Origin of the sequence: Streptomyces sp. NPDC059564 (assembly GCF_042735575.1) — a bacterium.
In the GTDB taxonomy this organism is placed as follows: domain Bacteria; phylum Actinomycetota; class Actinomycetes; order Streptomycetales; family Streptomycetaceae; genus Streptomyces.
In genome coordinates, this window is the sequence record NZ_JBHWBP010000460.1 from 1 (window position 1) to 5,193 (window position 5,193).

Here is a 5,193-nt window from a genome sequence, read left to right on the forward strand (position 1 = left end):
CCCAACAAACCCTGGCCTCAACCCCCCCCGCCCGCGACACATTTATAGGCCCCGGGGCGCTGTTTTTATTTCACACAACCCCCCCCGCCCGGGGCCCCCTCGCTTCGGGTCAACTGCCGTCCGTCAGGCGCCCCACCGGCAGCCGCAGGGTGGTCACCGCACCCCCGTCGGGAGCGTTGGCGAACTCCAGGACGACCTCCAGTACCGCGGCCTGGCCCACCACGATGGTCAGGCCCAGCCCGTGGCCCCGGCCGCGCCCGGGGTCCCCGGTGCGGAAGCGCTTGGGGCCCTGCTCGATCAGCTCGGCCGGGTAGCCCGGCCCGTGGTCGCGGATCACCACCACCGGGCCCTCCACCGTCACCTCGACCGGCGGCTGCCCGTGCTTGTGGGCGTTGGCCAGCAGGTTGGCCAGGATCCGGTCCAGGCGCCGCCGGTCGGTGAGCACCACCGCGTCCCGCACCACCCGTACGCCGGCGGGCAGCCGGGTCCCCGCGACGGCCCGTTGAACGGCCCGGCCCAGCTCCACGCGGGCCAGGTCGGCCCGCTCCACACCGGAATCCAGCCGGGAGATCTCCAACAGGTCCTCGGTGAGCAGGTGCAGGGCCTTGAGCCGGTCGTTGATCATCTCCTTCGGGCGCCCGTCGGGCAGCAGCGAGGCCGCGGCGAGCGAGCCCGTCAGCGGGGTGCGGAGCTCGTGCGCGACATCGGCGGTGAACCGCTTCTCCGCCTCCAGCCGCTCCTGCAGCGAGCCCGCCATCGAGTCCAGTGCCTGCGCGACGTCCCGTACCTCGTCGTGGTAGCGGCGCGGCCGCTCGGAGGCCGCGTCGGCGGGGAAGTCCACCCGGGCGTCCAGGTCCCCGGCGCTGATCCGGCGGGCCACGGCGGCCGTGGTGGCGAGCCGCCGGCTGATCCGGTCGGCGAGGAAGAGGCCGGCCAGCGCCACCACCCCGGCGGCGAGCGCCGAGGAGGCGAGGATCGCCATGTCGATGTCCCGCAGCCGGTCGCGCGTGTTCCCGTACGGGATCCAGACGGCCAGCGCCTTCTGGTCGGCGGGCCCGGCCGCCCACATCACGGGCTTGCCCTGGTACGTCCCGACCATGCTGCCGGTCCGGCTGCCCGCGACGAGCTCGCGCAGTGGGCCCGGCAGCCCGGGCGGGTCCAGGCCGGCGTTCACGTCGCCGTGCGCCGTGCCGTACTCGTAGTGGCCGAGGGCGTGGTCCAGGTCCCGGTCCGCCTCCTTGCGGACCTCCCCGACGACCTGCCGGGCGACCACGTTGTGCACGAGGATCCCGAGGGCGGCGGCGACCAGGCAGCACACCGTCGTGGTGGTGAGGGCGATCTTCCACCGCAGGCTGCTCAGCGCGCGCATCGCGACCGGGTCTCGGGCAGCGGGACGTCCGTGAGGGCGGGACAGTCGTCGAGGGTGAGCTGCGACAGGCTCATGCCGGCCGTCTTGGGGTCCCAGACGTAGTCGGAGACCGAGGTGTACCGCGGGTTCGAGGTCGGCTCGCGCACGGCCAGGTGCTCGGCGGCCACCTCGACGCCCTCCAGCACCCCGCGCCGGGACAGGATCCGGGCGATGCGCCCGTCGTCCCGGACGGTGTAGACGCGCAGTTCGGTGAGCCGGCCGTCCACGTCCAGCGCGGTGATCAGCTCCTCCCGGCCGTTGCCCGTGAGGTCGTGCAGGACGCCGGGGCGCACCGGGCAGTCGGGTCCGCCGTCCCCAGCCTGTGTGCACAGCGCGAGCCGCTGCACCGCGCGCGGGTCGACGAGGCGGCCCGTGCCGCCGTCCTCGGCGGTGGAGGAGGTGATGTCGGCCCGTACGACGGCCAGCGCGTCCACCCCGCGCATGGTCAGGGCCAGCGCCCTGGGCAGCCCGGGCACCACGGCGGCCGTGCCGGGCTGCTGGCCCGGGCCGGGCGGGGCGGGGTGGATGTCCTTCCACAGGGTCTTGGGGGCGTGCACCGTTCCGAGGTCGCCCCCGTTCTTGAGCCCCTCCACATCGGCGCACCCCGCCGCGCCGGCCAGAACGGCGGCGAGGACCATCACGGCCGGGACCCGGTGCATGCTCCGATGCTCCCCCGCCACCGCCGGAGCGGCCCGGCCCGTGCGGCGTTCGGGGGACCCCGGCGCTCAGAGGTCGGGCTGGGCGATGGCGCGGGCCGCCGCGACCTCGTGGTGGACCGGGGCGAGCACGGAGTGCTCCGCACCCGGCGGGAGGGGCTGGACCCGGACCTCCCTCAGCGTCCGGCTGCTGCGCACCCCCTCCGCCAGACCGCGCAGCTCGGCGGTGAGGGCCGCCACCTCCTCACCGTCGGGCGGGGCGGCACCGTGGTTGACGCGAACACGGGCGGCGGTCGTCGCGTCCACGATCCGCTCCACGGCCACCACCAGCGGCCACCACGCGGCGGCCCGGGCCCCGGTGGGCGGGGGTTCGGTCAGGGCCCGCTGGAACTCGCTGCGGACGCCGGAGAGCTCCCGGTAGATGCGGCGCCGGGCCTGGAGGCGGGCCTGCCGGGCGGCCCGCAGCGCGGCCCCGTCGGCGACGGGGGCGAAGGCGCGCTCGACGTAGTGGGCCGCGTCGTCCACGGTGTCGGCGAGCCGGTCCCCGATCCGGGTGTGCCAGCTCTCGGGCCACAGGAGGTATCCGGCGACGAGGGCGATGGCGCACCCGATGAGGCTGTCGAGCAGCCGGGGCCGGATGAGGTCGAAGCCCTGGTGGTTGAGGAGGTCCGAGAGGAGCAGGATGACCGGGGTGATGGCCGCGGTCTGGAAGGCGTACCCCTTCGCGGAGAACGCCGGGATCAGCGCGGCCAGCAGCGCCATGACGGGTACGTCCCACCAGCCGCGCGGCACCTCGGCCAGCACGGCGGCCGCGAGGACCAGCCCGGCGGCCGTCCCCAGGGCGCGCAGCACGGCCCGGGAGAACACGGAGCCGAAGTCGGGCTTGAGGACGAAGGTGACGGTCAGGGCGACCCAGTAGGACCGCTCCACCTCGATGAGGGAGACCAGCGACTGCGCGAGCCCGATGCACAGCGCGAGCCGCAGCCCGTACCGCCAGGAGGCCGCGGAGAACATCACGTCGCGCACCGCCCGCCGGGCCCGCACGCGCAGGGCGGCGGGCCGGCCGAGGCGGTCGTCGACGTTGTTCGGGTCCGGTTCGGCGAGGTGCACGGTGACGGCGGCGTGCCGCAGGGCGGCGTCGAGGGCGCGCCCGGACGGGCCCTCGGGCGCGGGCAGGCTCAGGTCGGGGGTTCCGGTGCGGCCCTCCTCGACGGCCCGGGCCAGTTCGCGCACGGCGGCCGGGATCCCGGGCGGCAGGGGCCGGCCGCGCAGGTGGACGGCGGGCGCGGCCTCGACCAGCGGGATCAGGGCGTTGAGCTGGGTGAGCATCCGCACCAGAGAGGGGTTGCGGCCGTGCACCCGGGCCCGGCGGGCCAGGACGAGGTCGTAGGCGTGGTTCAGGGCCTGGGTGACCTGCTGGCGGCGTTCCTCGTAGCCGGGTCCGCCCGCGGCCTCCAGGCTGTCGGCCAGCGCCCGGTAGGCGGCGCCGACGGCGGCCCGTTCGGGTCCGCGGCCGCGCAGCGGCCAGCCCAGCAGGGTCAGGGCGAGGACGAACAGGCCGCCCGCGGTGAGCAGCAGGGGCGCGGTCCACCAGGGCTGGGGCATCGGCAGTCCGGCACCGACGACCGCGTTGAGCAGGAGCAGCAGCCCGGACACGGAGGCGACCGTGCCGATCGAGGAGATCATCCCGGAGACGAGGGCGATCAGGGTGAGGACGCCGACGGCGAGCCAGCCGTGCCCGAAGACGAGGGTGCCGACGGCGACGCCGATGGCGCCGAACAGCTGGGGGACGGCGATGTTCAGGATCCGCATCCGGTAGGCGTCGGCGGTGTCGCCGATCACCCCGGACAGGGCTCCCATGGAGACGAGGGCACCGTACTCGGGCTCGTCCAGGGCGAAGCCGACGGCGAGCGGGACGGCCAGCGCGATCCCGGCGCGGACGGCCGCGGCCCAGGGGACGGGGGCGCGGTTGGGCCGCAGTCCGGCGAGCAGCCAGGCGGGGGGAGTCAGCGGCTTCGGGCGCAGCCGCCCGGACGGTATGTGCTCGGTGCGTCGTTCGGTGGTCATTCCGCTTCCGTGTCGCCGCTCGCGAATCGGTTCTTCTGGGGGGTTCTGCGGAGTATGGGTACTTCCGAGCTTATGGGGTGCGACGCAGCCGGCCCGCCAGCCAGGCGGCCAGCGCTGCCGCGAGCCCGACCGCGAGGACCACCCAGGCGGTGGTCCGCAGGAAGGCGGTGAGCGCGTCGTACACCGCTCCGGCGGCGGCCCGGTCGATGTCGGCCGGCAGGTCGTCGAGGGTGAGGCGGCGGCACAGGACCACCGCGATCCACAGCAGCACGGCCCCCGCGGCCAGCCCGAGACCGGTGGCCACGACGGCGCGCCGCCGGCGGACGGCGACGGCGACGGCGGCCACGGCGAGGAGCAGGGTCAGCACGGGGAGCCAGACGCCGGCGACCTGGAGCATGCGGAACCCCTTCCGGAGCGCACCGAGGTTGTCGTACTCCATGACCTTCACGGACAGGCGGGTTTCCGGGATCCGGTCGGCGAAGGGCACTCCGTCGGCGACCAGTTCGCCCCTGACCTGGGCTATCACCGGCGCCAGGTCGATGGTGACGGCGTCCCCGCGGCCGCTGTCGAGGGCGTCGAGGAAGGCGGTGTGCGCGGCCCGGTTGGCGGCGTCCCAGGCCGTGCGGTAGGCGGGGGTCCCGGCGAAGGAGTGCAGGGCCTCGCCGATCAGGGCGTCCACCCCGCCCTGGAAGGGGCCCGCGTCGATCTGTCCGGAGAGGGCGCGGGTGGCCTGGGTGACCACCACGCCCTGGACGGCCGGGTCGTTGGCGAGCGGGGACATGGCGGCGGTGTAGCGGTCGGCGTTCCCCAGCTCGTGGTCGGCCCAGTAGGCCACCGCGCTCGCGGGCACGAGGAGGGCCACGAGCACGACGAGGGCCGCCGACAGATAGGTGCGCACGTCACCAGGGAAAGCCCCGGAGGGCGGGCGGCGCCAGTGGCGCTGCTGCGTCCGGGTGGACCCGGCGCGCGTCCGGGCCGCGCCGGGCCACCCGGACGAGTGATCCACTTGCCGCCCCGCGGTGCCGGGTGTGCCCTGGAGGGTGGAAGAGAGGAGCCCCGCCC

4 protein-coding genes are annotated in these 5,193 nt (G+C 75.4%); all 4 read right to left on the bottom strand.

The annotated features are described in order from the left end of the window. Positions 1-109 precede the first annotated feature (109 nt). Positions 110-1,369 carry a sensor histidine kinase gene (locus tag ACFV0Q_RS38130; protein ID WP_385012218.1) on the bottom strand — a complete coding sequence of 420 codons (1,260 nt, stop codon included), beginning with the start codon at positions 1,367-1,369 and terminating at the stop codon, positions 110-112. Next, positions 1,357-2,067 (bottom strand): hypothetical protein, encoded by a 711-nt coding sequence (locus ACFV0Q_RS38135; protein ID WP_385012220.1) that lies wholly within the window; start codon positions 2,065-2,067, stop codon positions 1,357-1,359. The genes ACFV0Q_RS38130 and ACFV0Q_RS38135 overlap by 13 nt, the downstream gene beginning before the upstream one ends. A 66-nt stretch (positions 2,068-2,133) precedes the next feature. Then, positions 2,134-4,131 carry an FUSC family protein gene (locus ACFV0Q_RS38140; protein ID WP_385012223.1) on the bottom strand — a complete coding sequence of 666 codons (1,998 nt, stop codon included), beginning with the start codon at positions 4,129-4,131 and terminating at the stop codon, positions 2,134-2,136. Positions 4,132-4,201: 70 nt separating this feature from the next. Next, positions 4,202-5,029 carry a hypothetical protein gene (locus ACFV0Q_RS38145; RefSeq protein WP_385012225.1) on the bottom strand — a complete coding sequence of 276 codons (828 nt, stop codon included), beginning with the start codon at positions 5,027-5,029 and terminating at the stop codon, positions 4,202-4,204. Positions 5,030-5,193: the final 164 nt, after the last annotated feature.

Bases quoted from the DNA above. Each gene is read 5' to 3' on its own strand.
- ACFV0Q_RS38130 (WP_385012218.1), bottom strand. From the start codon at position 1,369: ATGCGCGCGCTGAGCAGCCTGCGGTGGAAGATCGCCCTCACCACCACG.
- ACFV0Q_RS38135 (WP_385012220.1), bottom strand. From the start codon at position 2,067: ATGCACCGGGTCCCGGCCGTGATGGTCCTCGCCGCCGTTCTGGCCGGC.
- ACFV0Q_RS38140 (WP_385012223.1), bottom strand. From the start codon at position 4,131: ATGACCACCGAACGACGCACCGAGCACATACCGTCCGGGCGGCTGCGC.